Source organism: Streptosporangium lutulentum, assembly GCF_030811455.1.
Taxonomy (GTDB): domain Bacteria; phylum Actinomycetota; class Actinomycetes; order Streptosporangiales; family Streptosporangiaceae; genus Streptosporangium; species Streptosporangium lutulentum.
The window spans coordinates 6,654,077-6,672,289 of record NZ_JAUSQU010000001.1 but is presented as its reverse complement, the minus strand read 5'-3'; the positions used below and the strand labels follow the sequence as shown (position 1 = coordinate 6,672,289).

Here is an 18,213-nt window from a genome sequence, read left to right as displayed (position 1 = left end):
CGCGGATGATGCCGGGATTATGCCCAGACGGAGGGTCCCGGAAGACGCTGGTGCGCGGGGAGTTCGACGTGCACGGAGGTGCCCTCGCCGGGGGCCGAGGTGATCCAGCAACGGCCGCCGTGCGCGTCGGTGATCGCCTTGACGATCGACAATCCGAGCCCGGCGCCGTCCGGCAGCCGCTCCTCACCCCGCTGGAAGCGGTCGAAGGCCCTGGCCACCTGATCGCCTGACATTCCCTGGCCGTCGTCGGACACCTCGATCAGCACGCCGCCCGGCGTCCGTGCGAGCCGTACGGTGGCCGTGGTGCCCTCGGGGGTGTGAGCCCGCACATTGGCCAGGAGGTTGACGAGGATCTGGCGGATCCGCGCCTCGTCGACGACGGCGGACAGCGAGTCCGGGGCGTCGACGACGACCTGTGATCCGGGGTCGATCGCCGTGTGGTCCGCGCTCACGTCGCGGACGATCTCGGCCAGATCGGTCTCCGACGGCTCCAGTGCCGCGTTCCGGTCCAGGCGGGCGAGTTCGAGCATCTGGCTGACGAGATCGCCCATCCGCGTCGCCTCGTTCTCGATCCTGCCCATGATCCTGGGCAGGTCCTCGGTGCGCAGCGCGCCGGTCCGGTAGAGCTCCGCGTATCCCCGAATGGTGGACAGCGGGGTACGGAGCTCGTGCGAGGCGTCGGCGGCGAAGCGGCGGACGCGATCCTCTGACGCCCAGCGGTCCCTGAAGGCCTCGGCGATCCGGTCGAGCAGGAGGTTCACGGCCGCCCCGAGCCGCCCGATCTCCGAGGGGCCCTCGGGCATGCGGACCGACAGGTCGCCGTTGCCGGCCATGCCGTGGGCCGCACCGGCTATCCGCGCCAATGGGGAGAGCCCCCTGGTGATCAGAGCGCGGCCGACGAGGGCGAGCAGCAGGATGAGCACGCCGCCGGTGAGGAACTCGGCGACGACGAGCCGGCGAACCGGCGCGTCGACCGATTCCAGGGAAACGGCGACGATCACCAGCCGGTTGCCCTGTTTGGTCCCGGACACCCTCGCGATCATGGAATAGCCGCTCGAAGGATCGAGGGTGAACTGTTCCCGCCGCGCGGCGTAGTCCTTCAGGAGATTGAGGCCGAGCGCCTCGACCAGCCGCGGTACGGCCGCCGCCTCCGGGGCGTCGCCGTTGACCAGCCGGGCGCGTCCGGTGACGAGGCTCACCGAGGCCACCGCGTAGGTGGATCCGGTCAGCGTCTGAGCGAGCCGTCCGTTGGGGGCCGCGGCGATCCGCTGGGCGGCGGTCGCGGTGGCCGCGCGCAACTGCCCGTCGATCCTTTCGAGCAGGTGCTCGCGCAGGACGAGGACGCTCACGCCGGCCAGCGTGATCAGCAGGACCGTGCTCACCGCGAGCAGGCCCGCGAGCAGGCGTGCCCTGAGCGACATCAGGGGACCTGGGGCGGGCGTAGCGCGTAGCCGACCCCGCGCTGGGTGTGGATCAGAGGTGGGCCGAGCGGATCCAGCTTGCGGCGCAGGTAGGAGACGTAGGTCTCGACGACCTGGGAGGAGCCGCCGTAACCCCACACGTGTTCGAGCAACTGGCGCTTCGTCAGCACCAGGCCGGGGTGCTCCATCAGGAAGGCGAGCAGGCGGAACTCGGTGGGGGAGAGCTCCACGGGAATCCCGGCGCGCCGTACCTCCCAGCGTGACTCGTCGAGCTCCAGATCCGCCACCCGGAGCACACCGCCCGTCGGCTCGCCGGAGACGGCGGTCCGGCGGAGCACCGCCCGGACGCGAGCGACGAGGGCCTCGACGGAGAAGGGCTTGGTGACGTAGTCGTCCCCGCCCAGGGTGAGACCGCGCACGGTGTCGGTGGGGGTGTCCCTGGCGGTCAAGAAGATCACGGGAACGTGCTGTCCCGCCGCCCGGATCCTGCGGCACACCTCGAAGCCGTCGATGCCGGGAAGCATCACGTCCAGCACGATCAGCGCGGGAGGCTCGCGGTCCACCTCGGCGAGGGCGTCCCTGCCGTTCTCCACGCCCGTCACCCGGAACCCGTGGAATCGCAGAGCGACCTCGACGATGTCGCGGATGTTGGGATCGTCCTCGACGACGAGGATGGTGGTTTCACTCATGGGGAACTAATTCTCGCCCATTCGTTCCATGTGAAAGCCACCCTTCGCTGGATGTATGTCGCTTTCGGGGCGCGCGGATGGCGCGCGTTCTCGGGCGAACACCATGAGGCGGTGGGGCCGCCGCGCATCAGGTGACCCCACCGCCTCCCGGTCAGCTCCCGGAGGTGACCGGTGGTTCCTGGGCGGTGGGAGCGGCGGGTGCGGGTGCGGTGGGAGCGGTGGGCGCGGTGGGCGCGGCGGGCTTGCGGGGTGCGAACACCGAGGTCGCCGTGGGGTTGGCGGAGGTCGCGGTGCCGATCACGAAGACCTTGTCACCGGTGGACCCGGCGACCAGTTTGGAGAGGTCGGCGCGCGCGCCGAGCTTGTGGATCCTGGTGGACCGGTCGAGGGTCCAGGTCCAGGTGACCCCGTCCTTGCTCTTGACGGTCAGCGAGCTCTCGCTCTTGGCCGTGATCACGCCTCGCTGCCAGGTACGTTCGACGAACGTCGAGTCCTTGCCGCCGACCGTGGCCTGCCCGTGGATCCCGGCCATCCGGGCGCGCGCCTTCGCCTTGCGCGGCTTGGCGTTCGCCTTCGGCGGCCGTTTCGCGATGGTGGTCACGCCGTCCGACGCGGGGGTGACCGACTCGATGGCCCAGGCGGAGGAACCCATCAGCAGGATCGCCGCCGTAACGGTCGAGGCACCGAGGATGAGTCGCTTTTTCATGATTCTCCTTCAGGAAGTGTTTCCCGGCGGGGAGACGCTGATCAGACAACCGTCTCGCGCTGGGATCCTCGAAGGAGAAGCCTGGGAATTTCCTGAGAGCGCAGGTGGCCGAGGCCGGCGCGGGACGCCGCCCACGGCCTGCCCGCTCATGGGCGGCCACGGGCCCCGAGATCGGCCGAGCCCGGCCGCGGTCACATCCCGATCAGGAAGGGAACGGGTCCGGCCCGGGACGGGAACGCGTCCGGCCCAGGACGGAAGAGACGCCATGGGCCGGGTCGTCGGCAGGGAGACCGGACGCCGTCCGCGGAACGGACCTCGCGGCACCGTCGCCCGGTGCCCTCCGGGGGTGGTTCGAGGTTATTGGGGGACGCGGGCGACGCAGAAGACCGTCTGCCCGAACGGCGGGCGGATGAAGCGCTCGATGAAACGCGTCGCGGGGACCACCGTACGGTCGTAGATCTTGACCAGGCGGGGGTCGGGATAACCGACGCCGCCGCGGCGGACGGCGGCCCACCAGGCGATGCCGCCGAGGAAGTTGATCGGCTTGAGCACGTCGATGTCGAGGCCCGCCTTGGAGACCGTGCTGCGCAGGGTGGCGGGGGTGTAGCGGGTGACGTGGCCGACCTTGCGGTCGAAGTCTCCGTACAGCTGCATGTAGCCCGGGACCCAGATGATGATCCGGCCACCGGGGAGGGTGACCTTGGCGAGGGATCGCAGGGCCTCGACGTCTTCCTCGATGTGTTCCAGGACGTTCATCATCACGACGGTGTCGACCTTCTCACCGATCGGGATCTCGGTCGGCAGACCGAACTGCAGCACGTCGATGTCGTCACGTCCGGCGAAGCGCTTCTTGAGCTGCTCCACACAGTAGGGATCGAAGTCGCTGGTCACGAGCCGGTCGAGGCGGGGCAGGAAGGCCTCGGCGAAGTGGCCCAGGCCAGAGCCGATCTCCAGCATGGACCGGCCCACGTGCGGGGCGACCATGTCGAGCTCGTACTGCCGGTAGTTCTTGGCCTCGTCCCCACCGAGGTGGTTCTCCAGGGCCTCGTCACCGGCCGCGGGTTGCACTACGCGGTCATACCCAGACATGCGGTTCCGTCCAGCTCGCTCAAGGAAAGCGTGGCGCGAGGGCCACGGTTACGGACAGCCAGAGTCTAGTGGCGGTTATCACGGAGCGGCCCCAGACGGAGCGCCGGGTCCGCTCCGTGATAACGCGGAGACCGATCCGCGACCGCCTCCGGAGACGGTGACCGGCAACCCCGGCGTGACCGGCCGGCCCGCGTCGTGCCATCTCCGGCCACTCCCTGTCACTCCCTGCCACCCTCGGCCACCCCGGCCACTCCCTGCCACTCCCGGTCGGGGCCGCGGCGACCCCGCCGCGACGACCACGCCGCGCGACCGCGTGGTCCCGTCCCGGCGCGCGGGCCCTCGGAACCCTCGGCGGTGGAGGATTCGACACCCTCTTTGCCCGAGGCCGAGGGCTTGACCTGGTGCTGGCTGTGAAATATGCACTGGAGGAGAAAGCTGCGTAACCGGTGGTGTCCGATCGCATCGGATATGTAATGGGTTTCGTGGTTGGCTTGCCACCTCACTGGAGGGGCTGGAGTTCGGTGGAGACACGCATACGCCGGGGCAACGTCCCGCCGGAGACGAGCAGCCTGGTCGGGCGGAGGCGTGAGCTCGACGAGCTCGCCACACTGATCGGCAGGTCACCGCTGGTGACCATCACCGGGGTCGCCGGGGTGGGCAAGACCAGACTGGCGATCAGGACGGCAGGTCGCCTCCGTGACTCCTTCGCCGACGGGGCGTGGGTGGTCGAGCTCTCCGACCAGCGGAACGGCGATCTGATCGGTCACGACATCGCCGCGGTGCTCGGCCTGCGCGAGCAGTCGGTCCGGCCCCAGTGGGAGGTGCTGGCCGACTTCCTCGCGGACAAACGCCTGATGCTGGTCCTGGACACCTGCGACCACCTGATCGACGCCTGCGCCACGCTGCTGCGCCGTGTCCTGTCGGACGCCCCGCACGCGCGGGTGCTCGTCACCAGCCGCCAGCCGCTCGGACTGCCCGGAGAACGGATCTTCCCGATCGAACCGCTGCCCGTCCCCGAGGCCGGGGGCGCGGGGACGGAGGCGGTGCGCCTGTTCACCGAGCGGGCTCACGCGCTGGTTCCCGGGCTCGATCTCGATCCGGAGGCGGTGGCCCAGCTCTGCCGCGTGCTGGACGGCATCCCGCTCGCCATCGAGCTCGCCGCCCGGCGGTTGCGGGCGCTGTCTCCGCGGCAGCTCGCCGAACGGCTGGACGACCGCTTCGCGCTGCTCGTCGGCGGGAGCCGTACTCCGTTCGGGCGCCACCAGACCATGCGCACCGCGGTCGGCTGGAGCCATGAGCTGTGCACGGCGAAGGAGCGACTGCTCTGGGCCCGCCTGTCGGTCTTCGCCGGGTGGTTCGACGCCGACGACGCGCGGGCGGTGTGCGCCGACGAGTGGCTCACCGGGTTCGCCCTTCCCCGGCTCGCGGACAAGTCGATCCTGATCGCGGAGGGGTCGCGCTACCGGATGCTCGGCACGATCAGCGACTACGGCAGGGAGTGGCTGCGGAGGCTGGGCGAGGAGGAGACCTTCGTCCGCCGCCACCGCGATCACTACCTGGCGCAGGCGCGCCGGGCGGAGGCGGAGTGGTACGGCCCCCGCCAGCCGCGATGGGCCGCCTGGGCACACCGCGAACTGCCGAACCTGGAGGCGATCCTCGATCACGACGAGGGGTTCGAGCCGGTGACGGCGCTCTGGTTCGTCTGGTGCTGTCTCGGCAGGGCGGAGCAGGGCCGTCACTACCTGGAGCGGGCGCTGGAGCGGCACCCGGAGCCGAGTCCGGGGCGGACCAAGGCTCTGTGGGTGTGCGCGTGGGCCGCACTCGACGCGGGCGACACGGCCGCGGCCGGGGAGCGGGCGGACGAGGCCTACGCGGCCGCGATGGCGGACGGCGACCTCGCCGCCGCGGGATGCGCCCGGCGATGCGCCGCCGCCGTCGCCCTCGCCGGCGGAGACCTCGACGAGGCCGAACGCCTGGCCACCGAGGCGGTCGAGCTGTTCGAGCGGGCGATCCACTCCCACATAGGGCTGCCCGTCGCCGAGGTGACGCTGGCGGCGGTGCTCGACGCCAAGGGGGAGCCCGGCAGGGCCGAGGAGGTGCTCGCGCGGCAGTGGGGGCGCTGTACGGAGCGCGGAGAGCAGTGGGCGAGGTCGCACGGCGATCAGGCGCGGTCGCTCACGGAGCTCGGCCGGGGGGAGTTCGACACGGCCGAGGAGTACGCGCGGGCGGCGCTCGACGTGAAGTGGCGTCTGGGCGACGTGACGGGCAGTGCCACGGTGGTGGACCGGCTCGCCGCCGTCGTGGCGGCCCGTGGCGACGGACGGAGGGCCGCCGGACTGCTCGGCGTGGCGCAGCGGATGCGAACGGCCTCGGAACGGTCGCGGGGCGGCCTGGGCCGGGAACGGCTCCGGCCGGAGGCGGCTCGGCCTCCGGGGCCGTCCGTGCCCGAGGTGATCCGGCCTCCGGGGCCGCCCGTGCCCGAGGTGATTCGGCCTCCGGGGCCGCCCGTGCCCGAGGCGGTTCGGCCTCCGGAGTCGCCCGGGCCCGAGGCGGTTCGGCCGACGCGGCCCGCTCCGCGACCGCCCCGGAGCGGTCCGTACGGGCTCGCGTTCTCTCGGGAACGCACCGAAACCGAGGCCAGGGCACTGATCGGCGACCTCTGCTACGACCGTGCCTTCTCCCGGGGGCTGATCATGGATTCACACGTCGCGGTGGCCTGGATCCGGGATGCGTAAGGGTTTGACAACCTTCAAGAAGAAAATGCATCTCTGAGGAGATTGTGAATCACTCCTCTTTTCATCGGTGACCACCGGTTCTTGCCCGCCCCTTCCGTTCGGCGGGATGCGCGGATTTCCGTGTGCCGGGTGGGGCGGGCGGGATGAAACGCCGGCGGTCGTGGAAGGGCGGACGGGGCATGACGTCGCCGACGGCGGATCGCCGTTTCCCGGTTCGGACCGAAGATTGGTCTCCTGAATTCGCCCACTCTTACCTCGATCGTCAAATCTGACGCTTCGACTATCGAAAAGGAGCAATTCCCAATTTTCGCGGCGCGCGGGGGAAATTCGACCCTGACACGGCAGTCAGATTTGTACCGGAGGAGAAGGAAACCCCACCCGCGAGCGGCGTGCTACCCGCTTCGTGATGCTGAGAAGGTGCGATTCATCCCAGGTGGGATTTCCACCAGGTGGAAGGAGCGCGAACCGATGGCACAGGTTCCATGGTGGCGCGGGAACCTCCCCGCGGAGATGAGCGGCTTCATCGGCCACGAGAGCGAGGTGCGGCGACTGCTGAGGCTCCTGCCCGAGGCACCGCTGATCACGGTCATCGGCGCCGGGGGAGTCGGCAAGTCACGAATCGCGGTGAAGGCCGCGGAGGAGTGCCGAGACTCCTATTCCGGCGGCGCATGGCTGGTGGAGCTGTCGGGTGAGCACAACGGCGACCTGCTCGCCCACACCGTCGCGGCGGCCCTCGGCCTCTGCGAACAGTCGGCACGATCGCAGATCGAGGTGCTCGTCGAGTTCCTCGCGGACAAGGAGCTGCTGTTGCTCCTCGACGCCTGCGAGCATCTCCTGCCCGCCTGCCGCGGCCTCGCCGCCGACATCCTGGCGGCGGCTCCCGGCGTGCGGATCGTCGCGACCTCCCGTCAGGCCCTCGAACTGCCGCAGGAGACGCTGCTGTTCGTCGAGCCCTTCGAGGTGCCCGAGCCCGGGGCCGTGACGCCGGACGCGAACGACGCGCTCCGGTTCCTCCTCGACCGGGCCGGGACCGCGGTGCCGGCCCTGGAGGTGGGCGAGGCGGAGCTGGCGGCCGCGGGGAGGATCTGCCGGCGGCTGGACGGCATCCCGCTCGCCCTGGAGCTGGCCGCCGAACGGCTCCGGACCTTCTCGATGGAACAACTCGCCGATCAGCTGGAGGCCCGGTTCGGCGCCCTGTACCCGGAGTACCCGGACGGGGCGCTGCTCGCCCGTCACCAGACCCTGCAGACCGTGATCGGCTGGAGCCACGAGCTGTGCGGCGACGAGGAGCGCCTGCTCTGGGCCCGGCTGTCGGTCTTCGCGGGAAACTTCGACGTGGAGGCCGTCACCTGGGTGTGCGGCGACAGGCACCTGGCCGACGTGCGGGACCTCCTGGCCGGACTCGTGGAGAAGTCGCTTCTCGTCCCGGTCCCCGGCGGCTACCGCCAGCTCGACCCGATCAGGGACTACGGCAGGGAGCGGCTCGCCCGGCTCGGCGACGAGGAGCGCCTGACCCGGCGGCACCGCTACCACTATCTCGACCTGGCCCGCAGGGCCGACGCCGACTGGTACGGCCCCCGGCAGGAGGAATGGGCGGAACGCCTGAACTTCTCGATCACCAACCTCCGGCTCGCGCTCGACTCCGACTCCCCGTCCACCTCGCTGTCCGTCGAGCTCGCCGGGACGCTCTGGGTCCTCTGGTTCTGCCTGGGCCGGATGAGGGAGGGGCGCCACTACATGAGGCGGGCGATCGACTCCGCGCCCATCACCGATCCCGGGCTGCCCAGACTCCTGTGGGCCGACGGCTGCGTGGCCATCGCCCAGGGCGAGCTGGAGCTCGGCCGGTGCCGGGTGGAGGCCGCGCTGTCGGCGGCGCTCGACTGGGGCGACTACGCGGCGGCCGGGCACGCCCAGCTCCGGCTGGCCCGCCGTTCCCTGTTCGCCGGTCTCACCGACGAGGTCGAGTCCGCCGTGGAGCTGACGCGCGAATACTTCAGGAAGGCCGACGTGGTCACCGTCGGCGAGCCGATCGCCCTGGTGACGCTGGCCATGGCCGCGACGTGGCGCGGCGAGTTCGCCAAGGTCGTCTCCGTGCTGGAGGAGGTGCAGCGGCTCTGCGACGCGCGCGGCGAGCTCTGGGTCCGCGCCTGCGGCGACTACGTGCTCTCCATCGCCCAGCTCGGTCTCGGCCGCCTCGCCGCGGCGACGGTGGCGGCCCGGCAGTCGCTCGACGTCAAATGGCGGCTCCGCGACACCGCCGGCGTGGCACTGGCACTGGACCAGCTCGCGGTGATCGCCGCGGTCGAGGGCGACGGCCACCGTACGGCCAGACTTCAGGGTTCGGGGGTGAGGCTGTGGAAGACGTTCGGACTGCGGGGCTTCGGCTCGAAGGGCCTGTCGGAGCCGAGGACGGTGGCCGAGCGCACGGCCAGGCAACTGCTCGGGGACGACGCCTACGACGCGATCTTCGCCGAGGGCTACGACGACGATCTCGACTCCGCGATGGCCTACGCCCTCGGCTGAGGGCTCCCAGGAGCCTCCACGAGGGCTCCTCGGCCTTCTTGCAGGGACCTGCGGGCCTCCACGGCCCGTACGGTCCCCGCACGCGTTCCACGGCCCGCGGGTTCCACGGTCCAAGGCTGCACGGGATCCCCGGCCCGGCGGGTTCCCGGTTGTACGAGTCCACGGCCCGCGGGTTCCCCGGTTGTACAGAGTCGGCCCGCATGAATTCCGTGTTTGTGCGGGTTTTATGGACCTCGATGGTTTTATGGGCTTTGCGGACTTCGTGGGTTTGATGGGCTTCCCTTTGTATGCTCCCGTGCTGTGAGATCTGTCACGACATCCGTGAAGGAGCTCCGACGGACGACGACGAGGCGATAGCCCGCTCGCTGGCCGGTGACCTGGCCGCCTACGAGGCGCTGGTCACCCGTTACAGCACGCTCGCGCACCGCACCGCGGCCATGCTCGGCGCGGGGGACGAGGCCGAGGACGTGGTTCAGGAGGCGTTCGTCAAGGCCTACCGCCACCTGGGCACCTTCCGCCGCGACGCTCCGTTCCGCCCCTGGCTGCTGCGGATCGTGGCCAACGAGACCCACAATCTGACCCGTTCGCGGGGCCGTCGCGCCGAGCTCGTCGTGAAGCTCACCGAGGCCGACCACCCCGGGGGCGAGGTTCCCGAGGACGTGGCCGTCGCGACCGATCGGCGGGCCCGGCTGCTCGACGCGGTGCGTACGCTGCCCGAGCGGGAACGCCAGGCCGTCGTCTGCCGGTACTTCCTTCAGCTGTCCGAGGCCGAGACCGCCCAGGTGCTCGACCTCCCGGTCGGTACCGTCAAGTCCCGGACCTTCCGCGGTCTGGCCCGTCTGCGCGAGGAGGTGGCACGTGACCTCATCTGACGATCTCGAAGCCGGGCTTCTCGCCCTCGGGGAGTCCCTCGACGTCCCGTCCCCGCCTCCCGCCGACGTGGCGCGGGCCGTACGAGAACGCCTCGAATCCCCGGCGGGCGCGGACCGGTCGCCCGCGCCGGCACGGCGGGCACGGGGCGCGCCGAGGTCCGGCGCCCGCCTGCGGGGGCGGGTGGTCGTCTCCGCCGTCGCCGTCCTCCTCGCCCTGTTCTTCGGCGCCACGCCCGTGGGAAGGGCCGCGGTCGTGGAGGTCCTGCGGTTCGCGGGGGTCGAGCTCAGGATCGGCGGCCCCGGGCCGCTGCCGTCGGGGGTGCCGAGCCCGCTGCCGGGGGAGCGGAGGGTCACCCTGGAGCAGGCCCGCGAGCAGGTGACGTTCGCGATCTCCGTCCCGTCCCGGCTGGGCCGGCCGTCCGAGGTCAGGGTGAGCGACGGCGGACGGGTGGTGTCGCTGTTCTGGCCGGGCGTCAGGCTGGACCAGTACGACGGCGCGCTCCAGGTCGTCTTCCGCAAGGAGCTGGGGCCGCCCTGGCCGCAGGCGGTCAACCTGGGCGTCTCCGGCCAGGGGTGGTGGATCCCGGCCAGGCACGGTCTGACCTACCTTCCCCGGGGCGGCGGCGAGGCCACGGCCCGCGCCCGGCCGGCCGATCCCACTCTCATCTGGCAGCGGAAGGGGGTCGGCATGCGCCTGGAAGGCGTCGACGACGTCCATGAGGCTCAGCGGATCGCCCGGTCAGTCCTCTGACGCCAGCCAGTCGTCGATCCTCTGGAAGAGGTCCTTGCGCACCGACTCCGGGGCCGCCGACGCCCGGATCGACTGCCTGGCCAGCTCGGCCAGCTCCGCGTCGGTGAAGCCGTACACCTGCCTGGCCAGCTCGTACTGGGGCAGCAGCCGGGTTCCGAACAGCAGCGGGTCGTCGGCGCCCAGCGCGATCGGCACGCCCGCGTCGAACAGCCGCCGCAGGGGCACGTCCTCGGCGCTCGCCGCCACTCCGAGCCCGACGTTGGAGGTCGGGCACACCTCGCATGTGATCTGCCTGCGGGAGAGCTTCTCCATCAGCCGCGGCGACTCGGCCGCCCGCACCCCGTGCCCCACCCGGTCCGCGCTCAGCACGTCCACGCACTCGGCCACGCTTTCGGCGCCCAGCAACTCCCCTCCGTGCGGTACGGCCAGCAGCCCCGCCCGCTTGGCGAGCCGGAAGGCCCCGTCGAAGTCACGGGCCCGGCCGCGGCGCTCGTCGTTGGAGAGCCCGAACCCGACGACGCCCTGGTCCATGTAGTGCGTGGCGAGGCGGGCGAGGGTCTTGGCGTCGAGGGGATGGCGGGTCCGGTTGGCGGCCACCACGATCGCGACGCCTATCTGTGCGTGGTCGGCGGCCTTGTGCGCCGCGTCGAGCATCAGCTCCATGGTCGAGGTGAGCCCGCCGAACTTCTGGGCGTATCCGGACGGATCAATCTGGATCTCCAGCCAGCCCGACCCCTCCGCGGCCTCGTCCTCGGCGGCCTCGCGCAACAGCCGGTAGACGTCGCTCTCCCGCTGGAGGACCGACCTCGCGATGTCGTACAGCCTCTGGAACCTGAACCAGCCCCGCTCGTCGGTCGCCCGCAGCCGGGGTGGCCAGTCCTCCTCCAGGGCGTCCGGCAGATGGAGGCTCTGCTCGCGGGCGAGCTCGATCAGGGTCGAGTGCCGCATCGAGCCGGTGAAGTGCAGATGCAGGTGAGCCTTGGGCAGTTCGATGAGGGGACGTGGCATTTCAACATGGTGCCGTACGTCTGACGTGCCCCGACAATTTTTGGTCTCAGCCTGACGGTTCGCTCGTGAGATGGAGGGCCGGAAGCACGGAACGTGCTACGGATTGTGTTTTATTCATGAAACAGGAGCGCTGCTCGCATTACAGCGAGAGTATGGTTCGCATTACAGGTTGAGTCTTATCCATGGAAATGTGAGCAACGGGGTTTCAGCAGACCCTGCCTCCGTGCGACCGTAGGGGCACGTGTAGTCAGGACAATGCTGGGGCTGCCATGAGAGCGGACGTCTTCGTCGGCAGGAAGACCGAACTGGCCGACGTCTCCACCCTGCTCGAAAGGGTGCGTCACGTCACACTGACCGGTCCCGCCGGCGCCGGGAAGACCTGTATCGCGCTGCGCCTCGCCAGAACCCTGGAACACGAGCTCCCGGGAGACGTCCACGTCGTCGAACTGGCCGACGCCCCCGCGGACCTGGACGCCCTGACCGAGATGCTCGCCGACGCGATCGGCGTCCGCCGGCAGCCGGACGTGCCCGTCCTGCGATCCCTGATCGACGAACTCGTCCCGCGCCGCAGCGTGATCGTTCTCGACACCTGCGACCGCGTCGTCGGCGCCGTGGGCGCCCTGATCGGCCTGCTGCTGCGATCGGTCGAGGGGCTGCGGGTCCTGAGCACCAGCAGGCAGCGGCTGGGGCTGCCCGGCGAGCACCTCTACCCGGTCGGCGGCATGCCCGAGGACGACGCCGTCCACCTGCTCACCATCCTCGCCGGCGGCAGGCTCAGCGAGACGGATCCCACCGAACTCTGCAAACGGCTCGACAACCTGCCTCTGGCGATCGAGCTCGCCGCGGCGGGCCCCGGCCCGGGGGCCGCCGACGTTTTCGCCACCGCCTCCGGCACCCGGCGGCACGGTTCCATGCGTGCCGCCTACGGCTGGAGCCACGAGCTCTGCAGCCCGCAGGAACGCCTCCTGTGGGCTCGGGCCTCGGTCTTCTCCGGCACCTTCGACCTCGAAGCCGCGGAAGGCGTCTGCGCGGGCGGCGCGCTCGGCGTCGAGGAGGTTCTCGACGCGCTGCTGGGCCTGCTCGACAAGTCGATCCTCGCCCGCGAGGAGGGCGAGGGCGGCGTCCGCTACCGCCTGCTCAACACCGTCCGCGCGTTCGGCGCCGTCTGGCTGGAACGCCTCGGCGAGACGGACGAGACGGGACGGCGCCACCGCGACCACTTCCTCGGCCTGTCCGCCCGCGCCGAGATGAGCTGGCAGGGCAAGCAACTCGAGTGGTACCGGAGGCTGGTGCTCGAATGCGCCAACATGCGCGGGGCCATCGAATACTGCTACTCCCGGCCCTCGGAGTACCGCAAGGGCCTCGACCTGGTCGGCAACCTCTGGTTCCTGTGGGCGTGCTGCGGCATGCAGTCTCCCGGGGACGACCTGCTCCAGCGCGGGCTGGATCTCGACCACACCCCCAGCCCCGAGCGGGTCAAGGCGCTGTGGGTGCACGCCTGGGTCTCGATCCAGCGCGGCGACCTCGAACGGGCGAAGCGCATCCTCACCGAATGCGCCGCGGAAGACTCCGACGGCTACGCCACGGCCTACGTCAGCCAGTTCAAGGCTCACCTGGCGGTAGTCAAGGGCGACGTGGTGGAGGCGCTCCAGCTCATCCAGCACGCGCGGGTGCGCCACCGATCGACCGGCAACGTCTTCCCCGGCTTCCTGCCCACCTACACGGTCGTCGCCACCGCGATGATGCTCACCGGCCGCCACGACCAGGCCGTGGCCGTTCTCCACGAGGGCCGCGAGCTCTGCGAGTCCTGCGGTGACTACTGGACCCTCATCCGCCTGGATCTCCTGCTCGCCCAGGCGGAGCACCTCCTCGGCAACACCGCCGCCGCCGTGGTGGCCGCCCGTAGCGCCCTGCGCGGCGCCCGGCTGTTCGGCGACACGATCTCCCTCATGGAGGCGCTCGAGGTGTTCGTCGTGATCGCCGAGGCCGACGTGAACGACACGTTCGCCGCGACCATGCTCGGCGCGTCCGGTGCCGCATGGGAGAACGCCGAGATCCCGCCCAGCCGTTCCCCCCTGATCGAGAGCCTGCTCCGCAAGGCGGAGTTGAGGTTGCGCGGGCGGATGGGCAGGGCGGAGTTCGAGCGGCTGCGCGCGTCGGGAGAGTCGATCGATCTTCGGACGGCGGTGGACCACGCGCTCCAGGGAGCCCTTTCTTGATCTCGCGGGGGAACATTCCGGTTGAGATGAGCAGTTTCGTCGGCCGGGCCGACGAGCTGGAGGAGATCGGGAAGCTCCTCGCCCGGACGCGCCTGCTCACCCTGCACGGCGCCGGTGGGGTCGGTAAGACGCGGCTGGCTCTGAAAGCCGCGCAGAACGTGCGTGAGGACTATCCCGACGGCGTCTGGGTGGCCGAGCTGTCGTCGGAGATCAACGGCGATCTGCTCGCCGGTCGCGTCGCCGGGCTGCTGGGCCTGCACCCGCAGTCCGAACGCCCGGTCCTGGAGACGCTCACCGAGTTTCTCGCCGAGCGGCGCCTGCTTCTCCTCTTCGACACGTGCGAGCACCTGGCCGGTCCGTGCGCCGATTTGATCGTCTCCATCCTGACCGGCGCGCCCGATGTCCGGATCATCGCCACCAGCCGTCAGGAGCTGGGCCTCCCGCTGGAGGTCGTCATGGTCGTCAACCCCTTCCCCGTCCCCCCGCCGGAGGCCGCCGACCTCGCCCGCTACGACGCGATGCGCCTTTTCCTGGACCGCGCGAAGGCCGTGGCGCCCGGGCTGCGCACGGACGAACGGGCCATGATGGCCGTCGCCAGGCTCTGCCGCAGGCTCGACGGGGTGCCGCTCGCCATCGAGCTGGCGGCCAGCCACATGCGCGGCCTGTCCGCGACCCAGCTCGCCGACCAGCTCGACGACCGGTTCAAGCTGCTGGCCGACGGCGAGGGGCTCCTCATCCGCCACCACACGTTGCGCACCGCCGCGGGCTGGAGCCACGAGCTGTGCACCCCCGCCGAACGCCTGCTCTGGGCCCGCCTGTCGGTCTTCGCGGGCGCTTTCGACGTCGAGTCGGCCTGCGGCGTCTGCCAGGACGAGCGCCTGCCCGACGTACCCGCCGTGCTCTCCTCGCTCGCGACGAAGTCCGTCCTCGCGCGGGTGGGCGATCACTACCGCATGCTCGACACGATCAGGGATTACGGGCGCGACTGGCTGAACGAGCTCGGCGAGGGCAAGCTCATGATCCGCCGGCACCGTGACCACTACCTGTCCGCCGCCCGCCGGATGGACGCCGAGTGGTACGGCCCGCGCCAGCTCGAATGGGCCTACTGGGCGCACAAGGAACTCCCCAACCTCCGCACGGCCCTCAACCGCTGTCTTGACGCGGGCAACCATCGGGCGGCCCTGGAACTGGGCGGAGCCCTGTGGGTGCTCTGGTGCCATCTGGGCCTCATCAGGGAGGGCCGCTACTACCTCGAACGCGCACTGGCCGCCTGCTCTCCCGGCCCGGACCCGGTCAAATCCAGGACCCTCTGGGTCGTCGCCCACCTCGCGCTCGTCCAGGGGGACATGGTCCTGGCCCGCAGCCGGGCCGAGGAGTGCGTCGAGAACGCGCGGCGGTACGGCGACGCGGAGGCGGAGGCGAACGCCTACCTCCGTCTCGCCGGCAGCTGCCTGTTCACCGCCGACCTCGACGGTGCGCGGGCGTACGCGCTGGAGGGGGCGGTCAAGTTCAAGGAGGTGGAGCTGGGTTCGGCGGGGGAGCCGTCCGTTCCACTGCTCCTCGCCATGGCGGCCACGTTCGGCGGCGACTTCGACGAGGCGGTGGAGATTCTGAGGGAGGTCCGCCTCCGCTGCGAGGACCACGGCGAGCTGTCCATACGCTCCCTCTGCGACTACGCGCTCTCCCTCGCTCTCTTCAACCGTGGCGAGGTCGCCGAGGCGGCCAGGGCCGCCCGGACGTCACTGGAGATCAAATGGCAGCTGCGCGACGTGGTCGGCACCGTCCTCGCCGTCGACCAGCTCGCGCGGGTCGCCGCCGCCGCGGGTGACGGCGGGCGCGCCGCCTGGCTCCTGGGCGCCGCCCAGCGCATCTGGATCACCTTCGGCCTGCCCGGCCTCGGGGCCGACGCCATGACCACGCTCCGCCAGGGCGCCGCGACCCGCGCCCTGGAGCTGATCGGCGCGGCCGACTACGACACGGCGTTCAGGGAGGGCATGGCCTCCCCCATCGAGGCCACCGTGGCCTATGCCCTGAAAGCCTGACCCGCCCGGAAAGGGCGGTCTTCCACCTCGTCGAGCCGGGCCACCCCGGCCCATGCCCTGAGGGTCCGGCCACGGCCCTGTGCCGAGCGAGGTCACGTGGCCCATGTCCTGAAGATCCGGCCACGGTCTTGTGCCGAGCGAGGCCACGTGGCCTATGTCCTGAAAGTCAGGCTTGCCGGGGCCTCTCGCGTCTGGAAGGCCCGGCCCCGGATTCGCGGGGACCGGTCTCGCCCGCGGTCACGGCCGGCGGCTCTCACTCAGGAACGTGGCGATCCGGCTCACGCCCTCGGCGAGGTCGTCGTCGCCGAGGGCGTAGGACAGGCGGAAGTAACCCGGGGTGCCGAAGGCCTCGCCGGGAACGAGGGCGACCTCGGCCTCCTCAAGGATGAGCTCGGCGAGCTCGGCGGACGTCTGAGGGCGCCTGCCGCCGAAGTCTCCGCCCAGCAGCTCCTTGACCGACGGGTAGACGTAGAACGCGCCCAGGGGCTCGGGGCAGAGCACGCCCGGGATCTCGCCGAGCATCCGGACCATGGTCCGGCGGCGGCGGTCGAAGGCCTCGCGCATCGCGGCCACGGCCGACAGATCGCCGGTGACGGCGGCCAGGGCCGCGGCCTGGGCCACGTTGGAGACGTTGGAGGTGGCGTGCGACTGCAGGTTGGTCGCGGCCTTCACGACGTCCTTGGGGCCGATCAGCCAGCCCACCCGCCAGCCGGTCATCGCGTAGGTCTTGGCGACGCCGTTCAGCACGACGACCTTGTCGCCCAGTTCGGGAACGGCGGTGGCGATGCTCGTGAACGTCGCGTCGCCGTAGGTGAGGTGCTCGTAGATCTCGTCCGTGACGACCCACAGGTCGTGCTCGACGGCCCAGCGGCCGATCGCCTCGACCTGCTCGGGGCTGTAGACCGCGCCGGTCGGGTTGGACGGGGAGACGAACAGCAGGACCTTGGTGCGGTCGGTGCGTGCCGCCTCGAGCTGCTCGACGCTCGCGAGGTAGCCGGTGGTCTCGTCGGTCACGACGTCGACCTGGACCCCGCCTGCCAGCTTGACGGCCTCGGGGTAGGTGGTCCAGTAGGGGGCGATGACCACGACCTCGTCACCGGGGTCGAGCAGCGTGGCGAACGCCTGGTAGACGGCCTGCTTGCCGCCGTTGGTGACCAGCACCTGGGCCGCGTCGACCCGGTGGCCGGAGTCGCGGAGCGTCTTGTCGGCGATGGCCTGCCTGAGCTCGGGGAGGCCGCCCGACGGCGTGTACTTGTGGAACCGCGGGTTCCGGCACGCCTCGGCGGCCGCCTCGACGATGTAGCCGGGAGTCGCGAAGTCCGGCTCGCCGGCGCCGAAGCCGATGACCGGGCGGCCCGCCGCCTTCATCGCCTTGGCCTTGGCGTCCACGGCGAGCGTGGCGGACTCGGAGATCGCGGAGATGCGCGCGGAGACGCGAGGACGGGTCATACGCCCATGCTTACAGATCGGCCTCGTCGTTTCCGTCGCTTATCCAGGATGCGGGCGGCCCCGCGGCGGCCGTACGGCCTCCAGGAGGCGGACGGCCCGCGACAAGCCGTACAAGCACGTCAGTTGGGCTTGATCTGGGCAATCGTCCGCCGGTTCGACGTAGTGGCCATTCCGACGTAGAATCCGACGTGGTCTTTCCGCCGAATGCCTGAACCGGCGGTGTGAGACCGTGAGCCGCGGCCAAACTTCGGTCCAACCGATGTATGGTGGTTCATGTCTTAGGGCACTAGCGCAATTGGTAGCGCACCGGTCTCCAAAACCGGCGGTTGAAGGTTCGAGTCCTTCGTGCCCTGCGAGGAGCGGTCCGCGCATCTGGCGTCTAGCGCGCCGCTGATATGCGTTGGATTCGACGGATCAGGTGAGGACTGTGGCGATCGACACGCGCGGCGAAACCGCAGACAAGCCGAGTGGTGAGAAGAAGACCAAGCGTACTTCTCCCGCCCTTTTTTATCGGCAGATCATAGCTGAGCTGCGTAAGGTCATCTGGCCTACGCGCAAGGAGCTCATCTCTTACACCATCATCGTTCTGGTCTTCGTTGTGATCATGATCGGAATCGTGTCCCTGCTGGACTACGTGTTCACCGAGGGTGTGCTGCGAATCTTCGGCGGAGCCTGAGCCGGCATCCGGCGGGTCGTCCCTCGATCAGTC

13 protein-coding genes and 1 tRNA gene are annotated in these 18,213 nt (G+C 70.5%); 8 read left to right on the top strand and 6 right to left on the bottom strand.

Going from position 1 to position 18,213, the window contains the following annotated elements:
• Window positions 1-17: 17 nt before the first annotated feature.
• The 4 genes from J2853_RS29515 to J2853_RS29500 form a co-directional block, all read right to left on the bottom strand.
• Complete coding sequence (locus J2853_RS29515) at window positions 18-1,421, bottom strand: sensor histidine kinase (RefSeq protein ID WP_307563620.1); 1,404 nt, start codon at window positions 1,419-1,421, stop codon at window positions 18-20.
• Window positions 1,421-2,110 (bottom strand): response regulator transcription factor, encoded by a 690-nt coding sequence (locus J2853_RS29510; RefSeq protein WP_307563618.1) that lies wholly within the window; start codon window positions 2,108-2,110, stop codon window positions 1,421-1,423. Before J2853_RS29510 ends, J2853_RS29515 begins: the two co-directional genes overlap by 1 nt.
• 151 nt (window positions 2,111-2,261) lie before the next feature.
• Window positions 2,262-2,816 (bottom strand): hypothetical protein, encoded by a 555-nt coding sequence (locus J2853_RS29505; protein WP_307563617.1) that lies wholly within the window; start codon window positions 2,814-2,816, stop codon window positions 2,262-2,264.
• A gap of 357 nt (window positions 2,817-3,173) precedes the next feature.
• Window positions 3,174-3,905, bottom strand: coding sequence for a class I SAM-dependent methyltransferase (locus tag J2853_RS29500; RefSeq protein ID WP_307563615.1), 732 nt, complete (start codon window positions 3,903-3,905; stop codon window positions 3,174-3,176).
• A 521-nt stretch (window positions 3,906-4,426) separates the two neighbouring features.
• Here J2853_RS29500 and J2853_RS29495 point away from each other — a divergent pair.
• The 4 genes from J2853_RS29495 to J2853_RS29480 all read left to right on the top strand — a co-directional run bounded on the left by J2853_RS29495 (window position 4,427) and on the right by J2853_RS29480 (window position 10,786).
• Entirely contained in the window at window positions 4,427-6,640 is a 2,214-nt protein-coding gene (locus tag J2853_RS29495; protein ID WP_307563613.1) for an ATP-binding protein, read from the top strand.
• Between the two features lie 468 nt (window positions 6,641-7,108).
• Window positions 7,109-9,163 (top strand): ATP-binding protein, encoded by a 2,055-nt coding sequence (locus J2853_RS29490; protein WP_307563612.1) that lies wholly within the window; start codon window positions 7,109-7,111, stop codon window positions 9,161-9,163.
• A 287-nt stretch (window positions 9,164-9,450) separates the two neighbouring features.
• The gene (locus J2853_RS29485) at window positions 9,451-10,035 is read left to right on the top strand and encodes an RNA polymerase sigma factor (protein WP_307563610.1); all 585 of its coding nucleotides are present in this window, start codon (window positions 9,451-9,453) and stop codon (window positions 10,033-10,035) included.
• Complete coding sequence (locus tag J2853_RS29480) at window positions 10,022-10,786, top strand: hypothetical protein (protein ID WP_307563608.1); 765 nt, start codon at window positions 10,022-10,024, stop codon at window positions 10,784-10,786. Before J2853_RS29485 ends, J2853_RS29480 begins: the two co-directional genes overlap by 14 nt.
• Here J2853_RS29480 and J2853_RS29475 read toward each other — a convergent pair.
• Window positions 10,775-11,794: an adenosine deaminase gene (locus J2853_RS29475; protein ID WP_307563606.1), complete on the bottom strand. Its 1,020-nt coding sequence runs from the start codon at window positions 11,792-11,794 to the stop codon at window positions 10,775-10,777. The genes J2853_RS29480 and J2853_RS29475 overlap by 12 nt on opposite strands.
• Window positions 11,795-12,063: 269 nt before the next feature.
• On the opposite strand from J2853_RS29475, the gene J2853_RS29470 reads away from it, so the two are divergent.
• Complete coding sequence (locus tag J2853_RS29470; protein ID WP_307563605.1) at window positions 12,064-14,013, top strand: ATP-binding protein; 1,950 nt, start codon at window positions 12,064-12,066, stop codon at window positions 14,011-14,013.
• 26 nt (window positions 14,014-14,039) lie between these two features.
• Complete coding sequence (locus J2853_RS29465) at window positions 14,040-16,055, top strand: ATP-binding protein (protein WP_307563603.1); 2,016 nt, start codon at window positions 14,040-14,042, stop codon at window positions 16,053-16,055.
• A gap of 237 nt (window positions 16,056-16,292) precedes the next feature.
• Here J2853_RS29465 and J2853_RS29460 read toward each other — a convergent pair whose 3' ends face one another.
• Entirely contained in the window at window positions 16,293-17,504 is a 1,212-nt protein-coding gene (locus J2853_RS29460) for a pyridoxal phosphate-dependent aminotransferase (protein WP_307563601.1), read from the bottom strand.
• 280 nt (window positions 17,505-17,784) lie between these two features.
• Here J2853_RS29460 and J2853_RS29455 point away from each other — a divergent pair.
• Both J2853_RS29455 and secE read left to right on the top strand, forming a co-directional pair.
• Window positions 17,785-17,857 (top strand) — tRNA-Trp (locus tag J2853_RS29455).
• 74 nt (window positions 17,858-17,931) lie between these two features.
• On the top strand, window positions 17,932-18,180 hold the full coding sequence (gene secE, locus J2853_RS29450; RefSeq protein ID WP_307563599.1) for a preprotein translocase subunit SecE: 249 nt from the start codon (window positions 17,932-17,934) through the stop codon (window positions 18,178-18,180).
• Window positions 18,181-18,213 lie beyond the last annotated feature (33 nt).